We start from the raw sequence: 15,894 nt of genomic DNA, 5'->3' as shown, positions 1-15,894 counted from the left end.
GGGTCACTTGTTGGAGTTGATGACCGCCTCCATCACGCTCTTGGCGATGGGCGCCGCGAGGCCGCTTCCGGAGATGTTCTCGCGGACCGCGTTCTCGTCCTCGACGACCACGGCCACGGCGACCGGCTTGCTGCCGTCGGCGAGCTTGGCGTACGAGATGAACCAGGCGTACGGGTTCTTGCTGTTGTTCTCGCCGTGCTGGGCCGTACCCGTCTTGCCGCCGACCGTGACGCCGCCGCCGATCTTGGCGGTCGTACCGGTGCCCTTCTCGACGACCGTCTCCATCATCGACTGCAGGATCTGCGCGTTCTTCGCCGACAGCGGCTGGCTGTACTGCTCCGGGTCGGTCTTCTCGATGACGTCGACATTGCTGGCCTGGAGTTCGTCGACCATGTACGGCTTCATGAGGGTGCCGTCGTTGGCGACCGCGGAGGCGACCATGGCCATCTGCAGCGGGGTCGCGGCGGTGTTGAACTGGCCGATGGAGGACAGGGCGACCTGCGAGGGCTCCATGTCGTCCGAGAAGACGGAGGCGCTGGAGCGGACCGGCGTGAACTGCTCCTCGGTGAAGCCGAACTTCTTGGCCTCTTCCAGCATCTTGTCGTTCTTGAGGTCAGCGCCGATCTTGCCGAAGACAGTGTTGCAGGACACCCGCAGCGCCTCGCGGAGCGTGGCGTTCTCGCAGGGGATGTTGCCCTCGTTCTTCAGCTCGGTCCTGGTGCCCGTCATGACCCAGGGGAGCGGAGAGTCCGTCTCTTCGTCGGCGTCGTCGTACAGGCCGTTCTCCAGCGCGGCGGCCGCGGTGACGACCTTGAAGGTGGAGCCGGGCGGGTAGACCTCGCGCAGGGCCCGGTTGAGCATCGGGTCGGCGGGGTTGTTCTTCTTGTCGAGGGCCTTCCAGGCCTTCTCGTCCGACTCGCCGCCGCCGGCGATCGTCCCGGGGTCGTACGACGGGTAGGAGGCCATCGCCAGGATCTTGCCGGTGGACGGTTCGAGAGCGACGACCGCGCCCTTGCCGCGCTCCTTGAGGCCGTCGTACGCGGCCTTCTGGGCGGCGGCGTTGAGGGTGGTGACGACGTTGCCGCCCTCCTTCGGCTTGCCCGTGATCATGTCCAGGGTGTTGCGGAAGAAGAGCCGGTCGTCGTTGCCGGTGAGGATGCCGTCCTCGAGGTACTCCAGCTGGTTGGCGCCGTAGGCCTGCGAGACGAAGCCCGTGACGGGCGCCCACATGGCGCCGTCCTTGTAGGTGCGCTTGAACTTGAAGTCGCCGCTGGTGGTCTCGGTGTGGCCGGTGATGGCCTTGCCGTCGACGATTATGTCGCCGCGCGGGGTGGCGTACCGCTCGATGGCGACCCGGCGGTTGTCGCTGTCGGTCCTCAGCTCGTCGGCCTTGACGTACTGGAGCCAGTTGTCACGGATGAGCAGGGCCATGACGAGGAGGCCGCAGAAGATCGCGATCCGGCGCAGGGGCTTGTTCATGACGGGCGGACCACCTGGGTCATCTCGGCGTCGGGGCTGGGGGCGGGCGCGGGCGCCGGACGGCGTGCGGTGTCGCTGATGCGCAGCAGGATGCCGATCAGCGCCCAGTTGGCGATGACGGACGAACCGCCGTAGGCCACGAACGGCAGCGTCATACCGGTCAGCGGGATGAGGCCCATGACGCCGCCGGCCACGACGAAGACCTGGAGGGCGAAGGCGCCGGACAGACCGACGGCCAGCAGCTTGCCGAACGGGTCGCGGGCCGCGAGGGCCGTACGCACACCGCGCTCGACGATCAGCCCGTAGAGCAACAGGATCGCCATGACGCCTGCCAGGCCCAGCTCCTCGCCGAACGTGGCGAGGATGAAGTCGGAGTTGGCGGCGAAGCCGATGAGGTCGGAGTTGCCCTGCCCGAGACCGGTGCCGAGGGTGCCGCCGGAGCCGAAGGCCCACAGGGCCTGCATGGACTGTTCGGTGTGGCCCCCGACGCCCTGACGGGAGAGCGTGTACTCCTTCATCGGGTCGAGCCAGGCCTGGACGCGCTGCTGGACGTGCGGTTCGAAGCTGGCCACGCCGACCGCGCCGGCCGCGGACATCAGCAGACCGAAGACGATCCAGCTGGTCCGCTCGGTGGCGACGTACAGCATGATGATGAACATCCCGAAGAACAGCAGGGATGTACCGAGGTCGGTCTCGAAGACCAGGATGAGGATCGAGATCATCCAGACGACGATGATCGGGCCGAGGTCGCGGCCGCGGGGCAGGTACAGGCCCATGAAGCGGCGGCTGGCCAGCGCCAGGGCGTCTCTCTTGACCATGAGGTAGCCGGCGAAGAACACCGCCAGGGCGATTTTCGCGAACTCACCGGGCTGGACCGTGCCGAGGCCCGGGATCTTGATCCAGATCTTGGCGCCGTAGATGTTCGCGCCGAGTCCCGGCACGAGCGGCAGGACCAGCAGGAACAGCGCGCCGGCCATGGAGATGTAGGTGTAGCGCTGCAGGACGCGATGGTCCTTCAGGAAGATGAGCACGGCCACCAACAGGGCGACGCCCAGCGCGGAGTAGAGCAGCTGGCGCGGCGCGGCCTCGACGTAGAGGGGGCTCTGCTGGAGCCGCTTCGACTGGTCCAGACGCCAGATGACGACCAGGCCGAGCCCGTTCAGCAAGGTGGCCAGCGGCAGCATCAGCGGGTCCGCGTACGGCGCGAATTTCCGTACGACGAGATGGCCGACGCCCGCGAGCAGGGCGAGGCCCAGGCCGTAGCCCAGCAGGCCGGTGGGCATCTCGTCGTTGATGGCGAGGCCTACGTTGGCGTAGGCGAACACCGGGATGACCACGGCGAACACCAGCAGCGCGAGCTCGGTGTTGCGTCGGCTCGGTGTGCCGATCGAGCCGATCGTGGACGTGTGGTGCGTCGACGTGTTGGAAGTACTGCTCATCGTGTGACAGGGCCTCTCACGGCTTGCCTACTGCGTACCGCACTGCCCGACGACCTGCTTCTCTTCGTCCGAGAGGGTGGGGCCGGGGGTGGGAGTGGGCGCGGTCGGGGAGGCGGAAGCGTTCGGGGACGGTGAGGTCGAGGTGGACGGGGTCGGTGAGGCCTTGGACGTGAGGGAGGTCTTGGTGGTTCCCGTGGTGCCTCCGGCCTCGCCCTCGCCGGTCTTGGAGTTCTGCTCGCTCTCGGCGGCCTGCTGTTCGGCGCGCTTCTTGCACGCGGAGGCCTGCAGGGAGAGTTCGTCGATCTTCTTCTGGGCGGTCTTGAGGTCGCCTTCGGCGATGGTGCCCTCGACGAGCTTCTGCTGGTACGGCGGCAGGTACTTGAGTTCGATCTCGGGGTGGTCCTTCTCCACCTTCGACAGCGACACCCAGGCCAGGTCCTGGCTGATGCCCCGGTACAGCGCCACGTGCTCGTCGTTGGCGGCCACGTAGTACTGGGTCTGGGTCCAGCGCCAGCCGCCGTAGAGGCCGCCGCCGACGACGGCGAGCGTGAGGGCGATGTAGAAGGATCTCTTCAGCCACTTGCGGCCCTTGCGGGGCTTGACGAAGTCCTCGTCGCTGTAGTCGCCGAAGCCGTCGGTGGGGATGAAGCCGGTGACGTCGCCGGAGCCGGGCGGGCCGAACTGTCCGCCCCCGCCCTGTCCGGGCAGCTGGCGGCCGAGCCCGGAGGCGCGGCCCGCGGGGGTCTGCATGATGCCGTTGTCGTGCAGTGGGTGCTGCTGGTTCTCGGCGACCGCGCCGACGACGACCGGGGTGTCGGAGAGCTGCCCGGCGAGGGTGTCCCCGGTGTCCAGGTCCAGTACGTCGGCGACGATGACCGTGATGTTGTCGGGGCCGCCGCCGCGCAGCGCGAGCTGGATCAGCTCCTGCACGGTCTCCTGGGGTCCCTGGTAGCTGGCGAGGGTGTCCTCGAGCGTCTGGTGGGAGACGACTCCGGACAGCCCGTCGGAGCAGATCAGGTAGCGGTCGCCGGCGCGGACCTCACGGATGGAGAGGTCGGGCTCGACGTGCTCGCCGCTGCCCAGCGCGCGCATCAGCAGGGAGCGCTGCGGGTGGGTGGTGGCCTCTTCCTCGGTGATGCGGCCCTCGTCGACCAGGCGCTGCACCCAGGTGTGGTCCTGTGTGATCTGGGTGAGGACGCCGTCGCGGAGCAGGTACGCGCGCGAGTCGCCGACATGGACGAGGCCGAGGCGCTGGCCGGTCCACAGCAGGGCGGTGAGCGTGGTGCCCATGCCCTCGAGCTGGGGGTCCTCCTCGACCAGGGAGCGCAGCTGGTCGTTGGCGCGCTGGACCGCGGTGCCGAGGGAGGTGAGGACGTCGGAGCCGGGGACGTCGTCGTCGAGGGCGACGATGGTGGAGATGGCCTCGGAGGAGGCGACCTCACCGGCGGCGGCGCCGCCCATGCCGTCGGCGATGGCGAGCAGGCGCGGACCGGCGTATCCGGAGTCCTCGTTGCCCTCCCGGATCATGCCTTTGTGCGATCCGGCGGCGAAGCGCAGTGACAGACTCATGCGCACCTCGCCCGTCGGCTCCGGATACATCCGCACGGTGCCCACCCTCCGGTCGGGAGCGCGCCGGGGCCCGGGGTGGGGGCCCACTCCGCGTGCTCGCTCCGCTCGCGCCTATTCATGATGTAGCACTACTTCCGCAGCTCGATGACGGTCTTGCCGATGCGGATCGGCGCGCCCAGCGGAATCGGTGTGGGGGTCGTCAGCCGACTCCGGTCCAGATAGGTGCCGTTGGTGGATCCGAGGTCCTCGACGATCCACTGGCCGTCCCGGTCCGGGTAGATCCTGGCGTGCCTGCTGGAGGCGTAGTCGTCGTCCAGCACGATGGTGCTGTCGTGCGCCCGGCCCAGCGTGATGGTCTGGCCCTGGAGCGCGACGGTGGTGCCCGTGAGGGTGCCCTCGCTGACGACCAGCTTGCTGGGGGCGTTACGGCCGCGACGGCCGGCGGCGGGCTGCTGGCGCTGCTGCGGGGGCGCCTGTTGGCGCTGGGCCTGCTGCGGCCGTGCGGCCTCTCGCCTGGCCCCGCGCTGGGTGACACGCGTACCGAACAGGTCGCTGCGGATGACCTGCACGGCCACGATCACGAACAGCCACAGTACGGCTAGGAAACCCAGCCGCATGACCGTGAGGGTCAGCTCTGACATTGCCCCCGCTTCACCCTTCGGCTTGCCGGTAAATGATGGTGGTGTTGCCCACGACGATCCGCGAGCCGTCGCGGAGCGTAGCGCGGGTGGTGTGCTGTCCGTCCACCACGATGCCGTTGGTGGATCCCAGATCCTGGACTGTCGAGGGCGTTCCGGTCCGGATCTCACAGTGCCGGCGGGAGACGCCGGGGTCGTCGATCCGCACGTCGGCCTCGGTGCTGCGGCCCAGCACCAGCGTCGCGCGGGAGATCTGATGGCGGGCGCCGTTGATCTCGATCCAGTGGCGGGTGCGTCCGCCTGCCGCGGCTGCGGGAGCGGGTGCGACAGGGGGCCGCTGACCGCTCGCGGGCTGCGGGTACCCGTAGCCGCCGGGGCGGCCGCCGGGCGGCGGCGCGGCCGGCATGGGCGGGGCGCCCGGGGCCCCGGCGGGAGCCGGGGCCGGCGCGGAGCCGTAGCCGCCGGGGGCCGCGGGCCGGCCCGCCGGGGCGGCCGCGCCGGGGGCCTGCTGGTCGGTGGAGGAGGCGAGCGTGCGGCTGCGCACCCGGTACAGGCCGGTGTCGAGGTCGTCGGCCTTCTCCAGGTGGACCTTGATGGGGCCCATGAAGGTGTAGCGCTGCTGCTTGGCGTAGTCGCGCACCATGCCGGCGAGTTCGTCGCCGAGCTGGCCGGAGTACGGGCTCAGGCGCTCGAAGTCCGGTGTGCTCAACTCCACGATGAAGTCGTTGGGGACGACCGTGCGGTCGCGGTTCCAGATGGTCGCGTTGTTGTCGCACTCGCGCTGGAGTGCTCCCGCGATCTCCACGGGCTGTACCTCGGACTTGAACACCTTGGCGAAGGTGCCGTTGACCAGACCTTCGAGGCGCTGCTCGAACTTCTTCAGGACTCCCATGGGGCACCTCCTCCGTAGCTGCTGCCGTCCTGCACCCCGCAGAGCGGGTACTGCCTTACCTGGTACTGCTTACTGATCGTATCCACGCGCCGGTCAATCGGCTGGTTCCCCCTGTCGGCCTCGTCGACGGGTGTCGACGCCTCCGAGGTTCCCTGTGGAGCTCCTCTTCGAACTCCCCCGGCCGACTCCTCCTGTCAAGGATCGTAGAGGCGGCCGCAGACAAGTGTCCCGCACCTGACTGTGCGCCCCGACCGGCTACTGGGGAGACGGGCGGTACCGGTACGAGGTTGATACGTGAACAGACACGTGTTGATACGTAGCCGGAAGGACGGCGGGTCGGTGCGGGATGTCTACGGCCCTGGTGAGCTGCTGCCCCTGGATAAGGGATGTGAACCCACCCCTGCTCGCGTGCTAATGTTCTGGGTGTCGGAAGGCGCCAACCCCAAGGGGAAACAGCCCGAAGACACACCCAATGCGCGGGTGGCGGAATAGGCAGACGCGCTGGATTCAGGTTCCAGTGCCCGAAAGGGCGTGGGGGTTCAACTCCCCCCTCGCGCACAGCTGAAAGCCCCGCAGGTCTCAGACCTGCGGGGCTTTTGCGTTGTCCTCCGGCGCTGTCCGCCGTGAGGACAATCACACGGCGTGGTCCCGGCCGCGGGCTTACGCGGCCACGCGCTGGGCGAGGTGCTTCGCCCTGGTCTCCGCGTCCTGGTGGGCACGCGCGCGGGAGGCCTCGTAGAGGGGGACCAGTTCGGTCATCGCCGGGTTCTGCGGGGCCATGGTCAGCTCCGGGACGATGAAGTCGACGTCCAGGGCGAGGGAGTCGCCGAGTACCGCCTGGAGGTAGTTCTGCACGTACTCGAAGCCCTCGCGCGGAGTGCCCGGCGCGTAGGAGCCGCCGCGGCTGGCGACGACGGTGACCGGGGTGCCGGTGATCTTCGAGTCCTCGGTCAGGAAGGTGCGGCCGACGAGCATCACGTTGTCCAGCCAGGCCTTGAGGGTCGAGGGGATCGCGAAGTTGTACATCGGGGCGCCGATCAGCACGGCGTCCGCCCCCTCCAGCTCCTCGATCAGCTGCACGCGCGCGTGGAAGGCGGCGGCCTGCTCAGGGGTGTGCGTGGCGGGATCGGAGAAGCCGGCGAGGTGGGCGTCGGCGGTGATGTGCGGCACGGGGTCCGTGGCGAGGTCGCGGTAGATCACCGTGCCCTCGGGGTGCTGCTCCTCCCAGGTCCTGCGGAAGGCGTCCGTGACGGAGCGGGACGAGGAGGCGCCGTGGGGGAACACGGAGGAGTCGATGTGCAGCAGGGTGGCCATGGGGGTCTCCTGACGAGCGGTGCGTGGCTAATAGTTCGTACACAGCTATTGATAACACAGCTACTTACTTTTTTTCACCCCCGTACGTGAGCGCAGTACTCTGAAAGGTATGACGGTCGAGGAGAGGCACGGCACGGAGGCCTGCAAGCAGGTGGACGACGGGATCACCCGTGTCTTCCAGTTGCTGGGGAAGCGCTGGACCGGGCCGATCGTGGCCGTCCTGACCCCGGGCCCGGCGTACTTTGTCGACCTGCGCCGGGCGATTCCCGGTATCAGCGAGCGGATGCTGTCCGACCGTCTGACCGAGCTCGCCTCCGCGGGGCTCGTGCTGCGCGAGGTCGACGAGGGGCCGCCGCTGCGGGTGTCGTACCGGCTGACGGCGGCGGGGGCGGCGCTGGAGCCGGCGTTCGCGGAGCTGAAGCAGTGGGCGCAGCGGCACTTGCCGAAGGGGCCCGGGGGCGGGTGCTGAGGGCCTCCAACGCGGGTCGGGTGCCGAGGAGGGCGGCTGCGGGGCCGGTTTTCCACAGGCGCGCGGTTGTCCACAGGGCCTGACGCGTTTCGGCCACCGGCTGTACGGTCTGCACGAGTTGATGTTCGGGCGTGTGCGGGTTCGGGAAGGCGGTCGCGATGACCGAGGTCGGGGTGGAGGCTTCCGCCGAGGTTTCCGCAGGCGCGGGGCGCAGGCTGCCGCGGGTGCGGGGCTTCGCCGAGCGGCCGGTGCAGGGGTCTCCCAAGCAGGAGGGCAAGGCGCTGCGCAAGCGGGTCCCGCGTGGTGCGCACACCGCGCTCGACCTGGACGGCTCGCGGCCCGACGCGGTGAACGCGGTCGAGGAGTCCAACCGCGACCGCATCCCCGGACTCACCCCGCTGCGCGTCGGTCGGATGGCGGCCACGCCCTTCGCCTTCCTGCGCGGCTCCGCGGGCCTTATGGCCTACGACCTGGCGCGCACCCCCATGACCGGGATCCGCGCCCAGATCTGCGGCGACGCCCACGCGGCCAACTTCGGTCTGTACGGGGACGCGCGTGGCGATCTGGTCATCGATCTCAACGACTTCGACGAGACGGTCCAGGGCCCCTGGGAGTGGGACCTCAAGCGGCTCGCGGCCTCGCTGGTGCTCGCCGGCCGGGAGGCGGGTGCGGACGAGGACACCTGCCGCGGTGCGGCGCACGGCGCGGTGGGCGCCTACCGCCGCACCATGCGGCTGCTGGCCGGGCTCCCGGTGCTGGACGCCTGGAACGCCATCGCGGACGAGGAGCTCGTCTCCCACACCGATGCCCACGATCTCGTCGGCACGCTGGAGCGGGTCTCCGAGAAGGCGCGGGCCAACACCAGCGGACGGTTCGCGGCGAAGTCGACCGAGCAGACCGGCGACGGCGGGCGCCGCTTCGTGGACGCCCCGCCGGTGCTGCGGCGCGTGCCGGACACGGAGGCCGCGGCGGTGGCCGGGTCCCTGGAGGAGTACCTGGAGTCGCTCTCCGAGGACCGCCTTCCGCTGCTGTCCCGGCACGCGGTGCACGACGTCGCGTTCCGGGTCGTCGGTACGGGCAGCGTCGGCACCCGGTCGTACGTCGTGCTGCTCCTCGACCACCGCGATGAGCCGCTGGTGCTCCAGGTGAAGGAGGCCCGCCCCTCGGCGCTGCTGCCGCACCTGGTGACCGCCGGGTTCGAGGCGCCCGCCGTCGAGCACGAGGGCCGCCGGGTCGTCCTCGGACAGAAGCGGATGCAGGTCGTCAGTGACATCCTGCTGGGCTGGACGTCGGTGGACGGACGGCCGTTCCAGGTACGGCAGTTCCGCAACCGCAAGGGCAGCGTCGACCCTGCCGCGCTCGCCGCCGACCAGATAGACGACTACGGCCGTATGACGGGGGCGCTGCTGGCCCGCGCCCACTCGCACAGCGCCGACCCGCGCCTGGTCGCCGGGTACTGCGGCAAGAGCGAGGAGCTGGACGAGGCGATGGCCGCGTTCGCCGTGGCGTACGCCGACCGTACGGAGGCGGACCACGCGGACCTGGTGGCGGCGGTGCGGTCGGGAAGGCTCGCGGCGGAGACGGGGGCGTGAGGGGCTTGCGGCCGGTGCGGGTTCTTCGGTGAGGTACGTGGATCTCGACGGGCGGGACGGGGACATCACGGGGATCATCGACCCGCGGCCCTACCTCGCGAAGCTGCCCCGGAGGTCTGTGACGTGGCCGCGCCGGGGGACGTGAGCCTCGACGAGGTGCTGCCGCACGGCGGGGGCCGCGCCCATGAGGTGGTGTGCCGGCCGGGGACGCTGGTCGTCGTGTGCCGGGACCTCGCGGCTCAGTGGGTGGCGGCGGACTGCCCGGATGCGGGTGGGGGCTGACACTGGTCGTCCGAGGGCCGACCCGGCCGTGGCCTACGCTGGTCGGGTGACGACCCCGGAAGCTGAGCAGGGTGGTGTCGCCGGCGGTACGCGGGCGGCGCCCGAGGATGGCGCGCCCCGGCCCGAGGAGCGGCTGGAGCGGGCCGTGCGGGCCGCCGAGCAGGCGCTGATCGAGTACGAGATCGCGGTGGAGACCTTCCGGGTCGAGGTCGAGAACTTCTCCCGGCTGCACCACCAGAGACTCGGCCCGATGTACACCCGGCTCGACGAACTGGACGCCCAGATCGCCGAGGCCACGGCCGAGCGCACCGGTGACCCCGAGGACCGGCGCAAGGCGGACGAGGCCCGTGCCCGGGTGATGCCGATGCCGGCGGTGGAAGAGCTGTTCCACGGCTGGATGGACGGGGACGGGCTGTTCCCGGAGGCCGTGGCGATGCTCACGGAGCAGCCGGTGCGGCCCCCGCAGCGGGTGCGGCCCAGCGACGAGGCCCGCAAGCTCTACCGTGAGCTGGTCCGCAAGGCCCACCCCGACCTGGCGCAGGACGACACCGAGCGGGCGCGCCGCGATGAGTTCATCACCCGGGTCAACGCCGCCTATGCCCGGGGTGACGAGCCGCTGCTGCGGGAGCTGGCCGAGGAGTGGGCCGCCGGGCCGAAGCCGCCGGAGCAGGGGCCGACGCCGAGCGAGGAGCTCTACGCCCGCCTCGAGTGGCTCTCCCGGCGCAAGGAGCTGCTCAGCGTGGTCGCGCGGGAGCTGGAGGAGAGCGCGATCGGGGCGATGCTGCGGCTGGCCCCGGACGATCCCGACCGGCTCCTGGAGGAGATCGCCGAGCAGTTGCTGGCGCAGCTCGAGGAGCGGGAGCGCGAGCTGGCGGAGCTGCTCGGGCAGTAGGCGGGCCGTGTGCCGGGCGGGCGCCTGTGGACGTCGGATGTCGCCGCGGTGTGCGCGGATCCCTCGGCCGGGGGCTCGTCTGTCGCTCAGGTAGCCTCGGGCCATGAGTTTCGGAGCTTCCCTGCCCTCGGTCGACGTCGCCGGTGTTCCGGCCGACGGTCTCGTTCTGGATGTCCGTGAGGCCGACGAGTGGGCCGCGGGGCATGTCGAGGGTGCGCTGCACGTGCCCATGAGTGACTTCGTGGCCCGGTTCGGCGAGGTGACCGAGGCGGTGGCGGACGGTCGGCGGGCCTATGTGATGTGCCGCGTCGGCGGTCGCTCCGCGCAGGTCACCCAGTACCTGGTCCAGCAGGGCATCGACGCCGTGAACATCGACGGCGGCATGCTGGCCTGGGACGGCGCCGGCCGTCCCATGGTCACGGACAACGGTTCGCCGGCGTTCGTTCTCTAGGTCGGGCACCCGGGCGCGCGCGTCAGGCCAGGGGGTGCGCCGCCAGCAGGTCGCCCAGCGCCTCCTCGTGGGCGGCTGCCGGGCCGAGCGACAGTTCCAGGTGCTTGGCCCAGGCGTGATACCGGTGCAGCGGGTAGTCGGTGTCGGCGCCGAACCCGCCGTGCAGATGCTGTGCCGTCTGCACGACCCGACGTACGCCCTCCGAGGCCCAGATCTTCGCGACGGCGACCTCGCCGGAGACCGGCAGCGCGCCCTGGGTCCCGGAGCCGGTCCGCCAGGCCGCCTGCCACAGCGTGGCCTCCATCGCCTTCAGATCGATGTAGCGGTCGGCGGCCTGCACGGCGACGGCCTGGAACGTGGCGACCGGGAAGCCGAACTGCTCCCGCTTGCTGGTGTATTCACTGGTCATCCGCAGGACCTGACGGCCCAGGCCGAGTGCCTGCGCACACGTCCCGACGGTCAGCAGATGCCGTAGGGACTCCCACGCCCCGTCCGCGTCGAGGACGTCCCGGGCCGCGATCCGCGCCGACTCCAGCCGCAGTTCGCCGAGCCGCTCGCCCGTGGTGGAGAGCTGCTCGGCGAGGGCGACCCCTACGCCGGCGGGTGCCACCAGCGTGAGCACGGTCTGTCCGGCCGCCGTGTGCGCCGGTACGACGATGTGGTCCGCGTCGAACGCCCAGGGCACCGCCGTCTGCACGCCGTCCAGGATCCACTCCGCGCCCTCCTGCCGTGCGGTCACGGCGAGTTCGGCGGGGTCGTGGCCGGTACGGCCGCTCGCGGCGACGGTCAGCACGACCTCACCGCGGCCCGCCGGGGCGAGCAGGCCGGACCTCAACTCCTCGGTGCCATGGGCCTGTACGGCCGCCGCGGCCGCGCTGCTCTCCAGCAGCGGAACCCGCGCCAGCACCTTCGCCGACTCGGCCAGCACCAGGCACAGCGCGACCGCGTCCAGACCGGCCCCGCCGTACTCCTCCGTCAGCAGCAGGCTCAGCAGGTCCGCGTCGGCGAGCCTGCTCCACAGCTCGCGGTCGAAGTGGTCGGCGACGGCGCCCGTGGCGAGCGCGGGGCTCGGCACCCCGTCCGGCGCGACCCCGGCGAACACGCCACGTGCCGCCTCGGCCGCCGCCTGCTGCTCCTCGGTGAAGGTGAAGTCCACGGTCCCTGTCCTCCCGACGCGTCAGCCGATCGACGGGTGAGCCGATCTGACGGACCGTCAAGATAGAACAGGTTCTAGAAGAAGGGAACGGGGCGGCCCGCCCCGGGCCTCACCTGTCGAAGTCCAGCTCCACCGTCTCCGTCGCCGGATGCGACTGGCACGCCAGTACGTACCCCGCCTCCGTCTCCTCCGGCTCCAGCGCGAAGTTGCGGTCCATGCGGACCTCGCCGGAGACGAGGAAGGCGCGGCAGGTGCCGCACACCCCGCCCTTGCATGCGTAGGGCGCGTCGGAGCGGTTGCGCAGGACCGCGTCGAGGAGGGACTCGCCGTCCTGGACGGCCCAGGTCCCGCCGCGGCCGTCGAGACGGGCGGTCACCGTGCTGTGCGCGGGCGCGGGGGCCCTGGGCGCCGGGGCCGCTCCCTCGTCGACGTGGAAGATCTCCTCGTGGACGCGGCTCCGGGGGACGCCGAGCTCCCTCAGCGCTCGTCCCGCACTCTGCACCAGCCCGAACGGCCCGCACAGGAACCAGCCCGCCACATCCGCCACCGGCAGCAGCGCGGGCAGCAGTCCCGTCAGCCGCTCCCGGTCGAGCCGTCCGGACGGCAGTCCCGCCTGCTGCTCCTCCCGGGAGAGCACCGTGACCAGCTGCAGCCGCTCCGGGTAGCGGTCCTTCAGGTCGGCGACCTCGTCCAGGAACATCGTCGAGGCGGCCGTACGGTCACTGCGGATCAGACAGAACCGGGCCTCGGGCTCGCGCGCCAGCAGCGTCGACACGATCGACAGCACCGGGGTGATGCCGCTGCCGCCGACGACCGCCGCGTACAGGCCGGGTGCGGGGGTGAGGGTGAAGCGCCCCGCGGGAGTCATCACCTCCAGCTCGTCGCCGACGGTGATCTCCTTGAGCGCGTACGTGGAGAAGGCTCCGCCGTCCACCAGCCGTACACCGACGCGCAGTCGGCGAGGCGCCTCACCGTCCGGTGCCGGGGAGCAGATCGAGTACGTGCGCCGGATCTCCTCGCCGTCCGCCGTGCGGCGCACGGCGAGGTGCTGGCCCGGTGCGTAGCGGTAGGCCTCGCCGAGCTCCGGCGGCACGGTGAAGGTGAGGGCCACGGAGTCATCGGTGAGCCGGTCGACCGCCGCCACCCGGAGCGCGTGGAAGCGGGCCATCACAACTCCTTGAAGTGGTCGAAGGGTTCACGGCAGTCCAGACAGCGCCGCAGCGCCTTGCAGGCCGTGGAGGAGAAACGGCTGAGCAGCTCGGTGTCGGCGGATCCGCAGTGCGGGCAGCGGACGGGGTCGGTGGCGTCGAGTGTCCGGGTGGGGCCCAGGGACACGGTCACCGGGCCGGCCGCGTGCTGCGTGCGCGGCGGGGCTATGCCGAACTCCCTGAGCTTGCGGCGGCCTTCGGCCGAGATGTCGTCCGTCGACCAGGCGGGCGCGAGGACCGTGCGCACGGTGACCTCGCGGACGCCGTGGGCGTGCAGCACCCGCTCGATGTCCACGGCCATCGCCTCGATCGCCGGGCAGCCGGTGTACGTCGGGGTCAGTTCGACCTCGGCCGTGTCCTGGCCGCGGACGTGCACCGCGCGCACGACTCCCAGTTCCCGCAGGGTGAGCACGGGCAGTTCGGGGTCGGGCACCGACCCGGCCACCTCGAGGAGTTCCGCCTCCAGCGGTGTCAGGGTCACCATGACGCCCCCGGGTGGCTGCGGTGCAGATGCTGCATCTCGGCGAGCATCCGCCCGAAGGACTCGGTGTGCAGGCCCTGTCGGCCCGCACCGGCCGTCCACGCGCCCGTGCGCGGGCCCTCGGGGACGCTCAGGGTGGCCCGGCCCAGGACGTCCGTGACGGACGCCAGCCACATGGTCTCCAGGGCGGCCCAGTCGACGTCGACGCCCTCCACGGGCTGGAACATCTCGCCGGTGAACCGCCACAGCGCCTCGCACGCCCGCCGCATCCGCTCGTGGCTGACGTCCGTGCCGTCGCCCAGCCGCAGGGTCCACTGCTCGGCGTGGTCGCGGTGATAGGCGACCTCCTTGACGGCCTTCGCGGCGAGCGGGGCGAAGGGGCCCTCGCCCGCGGCCAGTTCGGCGTGGAGCAGGTGCTGGTAGGTGGAGAAGTACAGCTGGCGGGCGATGGTGTGGGCGAAGTCGCCGTTCGGCTGCTCCACCAGCTGGAGGTTGCGGAAGGCGCGCTCCTCGCGCAGATACGCCAGTTCGTCCTCGTCGCCGGCCATCGAGAGCAGGACGCGGGCCTGGCCCAGGAGGTCCAGCGCGATGTTGGCGAGGGCGACCTCCTCCTCCAGGACGGGGGCGTGGCCGGCCCATTCGCCGAGGCGGTGGGAGAGCACCAGGGCGTCGTCCCCGAGGGCCAGAGCGGCGGCGTGCGTGGTCAGGTCGACGGTCACAGGTGCTTCACCCCGTCCGGGATCTCGTAGAACGTCGGATGGCGGTAGGGCTTGTCGGCGGACGGTTCGAAGAACGGGTCCTTCTCGTCCGGCGAGGACGCGGTGATCACCGAGGACGGGACGACCCAGATCGAGACGCCCTCGCCGCGGCGGGTGTACAGGTCGCGGGCGTTGCGCAGGGCGAGGTCCGCGTCCGGTGCGTGCAGGCTGCCGGCGTGGGTGTGCGAGAGGCCGCGGCGGGAGCGTACGAAGACCTCCCACAGAGGCCAGTCGGTGTTCGTCATGCGCGTGCGGCTCCCGTCTCGGTGTGCTTGCCGGCGTAGGCCGAGGCGGCCTCGCGGACCCAGGCGCCCTCGTCGTGGGCCTGCCTGCGCTGGGTGATGCGCTGTTCGTTGCAGGGGCCGTTGCCCTTGAGGACGTTCTTGAACTCGGTCCAGTCGATCTCGCCGAATTCGTGCCGGCCCAGCTCCTCGTTCCACTTCAGGTCCGGGTCGGGGAGCGTGAGGCCCAGGGACTCGGCCTGGGGGACGCAGATGTCGACGAAGCGCCGGCGCAGCTCGTCGTTGGAGTGCCGCTTGATCTTCCAGGCCATTGACTGTGCGGAGTGCGCGGACTCGTCGTCGGGCGGGCCGAACATCATCAGGGACGGCCACCACCAGCGGTCCACCGCGTCCTGGGCCATCGCGTGCTGCTCGGGGGTGCCCTTGCTGAGCGCCAGCAGGAGCTCGTATCCCTGGCGCTGGTGGAAGGACTCCTCCTTGCAGATGCGCACCATCGCGCGCGCGTAGGGGCCGTAGGAGCAGCGGCACAGGGGGACCTGGTTGGTGATCGCGGCGCCGTCCACGAGCCAGCCGATCGCGCCGACGTCCGCCCAGGTCAGCGTGGGGTAGTTGAAGATCGAGGAGTACTTCTGACGGCCGGTGTGGAGCTTGTCCAGCAGCTCGTCGCGGCCGGTGCCGAGGGTTTCGGCCGCGCTGTAGAGGTAGAGGCCGTGCCCGGCCTCGTCCTGGACCTTGGCCATCAGGATGGCCTTGCGGCGCAGCGAGGGCGCGCGCGTGATCCAGTTCGCCTCCGGCTGCATGCCGATGATCTCGGAGTGGGCGTGCTGGGCGATCTGGCGGACCAGGGTCGCGCGGTAGGCGTCCGGCATCCAGTCGCGCGGTTCGATGCGCTCGTCGGCGGCCACGGCGGCGTCGAAGGCGCGCTCGTACGCGTCCTGGTCGACGGCGTCCTCCCGGTCGTACGCCTGTGCTGCTGTTGCCATGTGGCCCCCTCGATCTTGTGCGCTGCCCGGAGCAGGCTCCCGACCGATC

At 70.9% G+C, this 15,894-nt stretch carries 17 protein-coding genes and 1 tRNA gene; 6 read left to right on the top strand and 12 right to left on the bottom strand.

What is annotated here, in order from left to right:
• Window positions 1-3: 3 nt before the first annotated feature.
• The 5 genes from QF037_RS23730 to QF037_RS23710 all read right to left on the bottom strand — a co-directional run bounded on the left by QF037_RS23730 (window position 4) and on the right by QF037_RS23710 (window position 6,017).
• Window positions 4-1,479, bottom strand: coding sequence for a penicillin-binding transpeptidase domain-containing protein (locus tag QF037_RS23730; RefSeq protein ID WP_307028418.1), 1,476 nt, complete (start codon window positions 1,477-1,479; stop codon window positions 4-6).
• Complete coding sequence (locus tag QF037_RS23725; RefSeq protein WP_307028416.1) at window positions 1,476-2,918, bottom strand: FtsW/RodA/SpoVE family cell cycle protein; 1,443 nt, start codon at window positions 2,916-2,918, stop codon at window positions 1,476-1,478. Before QF037_RS23725 ends, QF037_RS23730 begins: the two co-directional genes overlap by 4 nt.
• A gap of 27 nt (window positions 2,919-2,945) precedes the next feature.
• Window positions 2,946-4,517: a Stp1/IreP family PP2C-type Ser/Thr phosphatase gene (locus tag QF037_RS23720; protein ID WP_307037335.1), complete on the bottom strand. Its 1,572-nt coding sequence runs from the start codon at window positions 4,515-4,517 to the stop codon at window positions 2,946-2,948.
• Window positions 4,518-4,615: 98 nt separating this feature from the next.
• Complete coding sequence (locus QF037_RS23715) at window positions 4,616-5,128, bottom strand: FHA domain-containing protein FhaB/FipA (protein WP_266824712.1); 513 nt, start codon at window positions 5,126-5,128, stop codon at window positions 4,616-4,618.
• Window positions 5,129-5,138: 10 nt separating this feature from the next.
• Entirely contained in the window at window positions 5,139-6,017 is an 879-nt protein-coding gene (locus QF037_RS23710) for an FhaA domain-containing protein (RefSeq protein ID WP_307028414.1), read from the bottom strand.
• Between the two features lie 474 nt (window positions 6,018-6,491).
• On the opposite strand from QF037_RS23710, the gene QF037_RS23705 reads away from it, so the two are divergent.
• Window positions 6,492-6,575, top strand: a tRNA-Leu gene (locus QF037_RS23705).
• A 102-nt stretch (window positions 6,576-6,677) separates the two neighbouring features.
• Here the strand turns inward: QF037_RS23705 and QF037_RS23700 are convergent.
• Complete coding sequence (locus QF037_RS23700; RefSeq protein ID WP_307028412.1) at window positions 6,678-7,331, bottom strand: FMN-dependent NADH-azoreductase; 654 nt, start codon at window positions 7,329-7,331, stop codon at window positions 6,678-6,680.
• A gap of 109 nt (window positions 7,332-7,440) precedes the next feature.
• Here QF037_RS23700 and QF037_RS23695 point away from each other — a divergent pair, with 109 nt between their 5' ends.
• From QF037_RS23695 to QF037_RS23675, 5 genes are all read left to right on the top strand, one after another.
• Window positions 7,441-7,800, top strand: a complete 360-nt coding sequence (locus QF037_RS23695; RefSeq protein WP_307028410.1) for a winged helix-turn-helix transcriptional regulator — start codon at window positions 7,441-7,443, stop codon at window positions 7,798-7,800.
• 158 nt (window positions 7,801-7,958) lie between these two features.
• A complete protein-coding gene (locus tag QF037_RS23690; RefSeq protein ID WP_307028408.1) occupies window positions 7,959-9,392 on the top strand; it encodes a DUF2252 domain-containing protein in 1,434 nt (477 codons plus the stop codon).
• Between the two features lie 123 nt (window positions 9,393-9,515).
• A complete protein-coding gene (locus tag QF037_RS23685) occupies window positions 9,516-9,674 on the top strand; it encodes a hypothetical protein (protein WP_307028406.1) in 159 nt (52 codons plus the stop codon).
• A 46-nt stretch (window positions 9,675-9,720) separates the two neighbouring features.
• Window positions 9,721-10,566, top strand: coding sequence for a J domain-containing protein (locus QF037_RS23680; protein ID WP_307028405.1), 846 nt, complete (start codon window positions 9,721-9,723; stop codon window positions 10,564-10,566).
• Between the two features lie 103 nt (window positions 10,567-10,669).
• Window positions 10,670-11,017 (top strand): rhodanese-like domain-containing protein, encoded by a 348-nt coding sequence (locus tag QF037_RS23675; RefSeq protein WP_266824702.1) that lies wholly within the window; start codon window positions 10,670-10,672, stop codon window positions 11,015-11,017.
• A 22-nt stretch (window positions 11,018-11,039) separates the two neighbouring features.
• Here QF037_RS23675 and QF037_RS23670 read toward each other — a convergent pair whose 3' ends face one another.
• The 6 genes from QF037_RS23670 to paaA form a co-directional block, all read right to left on the bottom strand.
• Window positions 11,040-12,173, bottom strand: coding sequence for an acyl-CoA dehydrogenase family protein (locus QF037_RS23670; RefSeq protein WP_307028401.1), 1,134 nt, complete (start codon window positions 12,171-12,173; stop codon window positions 11,040-11,042).
• A 109-nt stretch (window positions 12,174-12,282) separates the two neighbouring features.
• Complete coding sequence (locus QF037_RS23665) at window positions 12,283-13,341, bottom strand: 2Fe-2S iron-sulfur cluster-binding protein (RefSeq protein ID WP_307028399.1); 1,059 nt, start codon at window positions 13,339-13,341, stop codon at window positions 12,283-12,285.
• Window positions 13,341-13,865 carry a 1,2-phenylacetyl-CoA epoxidase subunit PaaD gene (paaD, locus tag QF037_RS23660; RefSeq protein WP_307028397.1) on the bottom strand — a complete coding sequence of 175 codons (525 nt, stop codon included), beginning with the start codon at window positions 13,863-13,865 and terminating at the stop codon, window positions 13,341-13,343. Before paaD ends, QF037_RS23665 begins: the two co-directional genes overlap by 1 nt.
• Window positions 13,859-14,581 (bottom strand): 1,2-phenylacetyl-CoA epoxidase subunit PaaC, encoded by a 723-nt coding sequence (gene paaC / locus QF037_RS23655; protein WP_307028395.1) that lies wholly within the window; start codon window positions 14,579-14,581, stop codon window positions 13,859-13,861. The genes paaD and paaC overlap by 7 nt, the downstream gene beginning before the upstream one ends.
• Window positions 14,578-14,865: a 1,2-phenylacetyl-CoA epoxidase subunit PaaB gene (gene paaB, locus QF037_RS23650; protein WP_307028393.1), complete on the bottom strand. Its 288-nt coding sequence runs from the start codon at window positions 14,863-14,865 to the stop codon at window positions 14,578-14,580. The genes paaC and paaB overlap by 4 nt, the downstream gene beginning before the upstream one ends.
• Window positions 14,862-15,845 carry a 1,2-phenylacetyl-CoA epoxidase subunit PaaA gene (paaA, locus tag QF037_RS23645; protein ID WP_307028391.1) on the bottom strand — a complete coding sequence of 328 codons (984 nt, stop codon included), beginning with the start codon at window positions 15,843-15,845 and terminating at the stop codon, window positions 14,862-14,864. The genes paaB and paaA overlap by 4 nt, the downstream gene beginning before the upstream one ends.
• Window positions 15,846-15,894 lie beyond the last annotated feature (49 nt).

Source organism: Streptomyces canus (genome assembly GCF_030815415.1).
In the GTDB taxonomy this organism is placed as follows: domain Bacteria; phylum Actinomycetota; class Actinomycetes; order Streptomycetales; family Streptomycetaceae; genus Streptomyces; species Streptomyces canus_F.
The sequence above is the reverse complement of the archived record's forward strand: the minus strand, read 5'-3'. Positions and strand labels throughout refer to the sequence as shown.

Coding starts and splice junctions, on each gene's coding strand:
- paaB (WP_307028393.1), bottom strand. CDS start 14,865: ATGACGAACACCGACTGGCCTCTGTGGGAGGTCTTCGTACGCTCCCGC.
- QF037_RS23695 (WP_307028410.1), top strand. CDS start 7,441: ATGACGGTCGAGGAGAGGCACGGCACGGAGGCCTGCAAGCAGGTGGAC.
- QF037_RS23720 (WP_307037335.1), bottom strand. CDS start 4,517: ATGTATCCGGAGCCGACGGGCGAGGTGCGCATGAGTCTGTCACTGCGC.
- paaA (WP_307028391.1), bottom strand. CDS start 15,845: ATGGCAACAGCAGCACAGGCGTACGACCGGGAGGACGCCGTCGACCAG.
- QF037_RS23710 (WP_307028414.1), bottom strand. CDS start 6,017: ATGGGAGTCCTGAAGAAGTTCGAGCAGCGCCTCGAAGGTCTGGTCAAC.
- QF037_RS23675 (WP_266824702.1), top strand. CDS start 10,670: ATGAGTTTCGGAGCTTCCCTGCCCTCGGTCGACGTCGCCGGTGTTCCG.
- QF037_RS23730 (WP_307028418.1), bottom strand. CDS start 1,479: ATGAACAAGCCCCTGCGCCGGATCGCGATCTTCTGCGGCCTCCTCGTC.
- QF037_RS23690 (WP_307028408.1), top strand. CDS start 7,959: ATGACCGAGGTCGGGGTGGAGGCTTCCGCCGAGGTTTCCGCAGGCGCG.
- QF037_RS23715 (WP_266824712.1), bottom strand. CDS start 5,128: ATGTCAGAGCTGACCCTCACGGTCATGCGGCTGGGTTTCCTAGCCGTA.
- QF037_RS23725 (WP_307028416.1), bottom strand. CDS start 2,918: ATGAGCAGTACTTCCAACACGTCGACGCACCACACGTCCACGATCGGC.
- QF037_RS23665 (WP_307028399.1), bottom strand. CDS start 13,341: ATGGCCCGCTTCCACGCGCTCCGGGTGGCGGCGGTCGACCGGCTCACC.
- paaD (WP_307028397.1), bottom strand. CDS start 13,865: ATGGTGACCCTGACACCGCTGGAGGCGGAACTCCTCGAGGTGGCCGGG.
- QF037_RS23700 (WP_307028412.1), bottom strand. CDS start 7,331: ATGGCCACCCTGCTGCACATCGACTCCTCCGTGTTCCCCCACGGCGCC.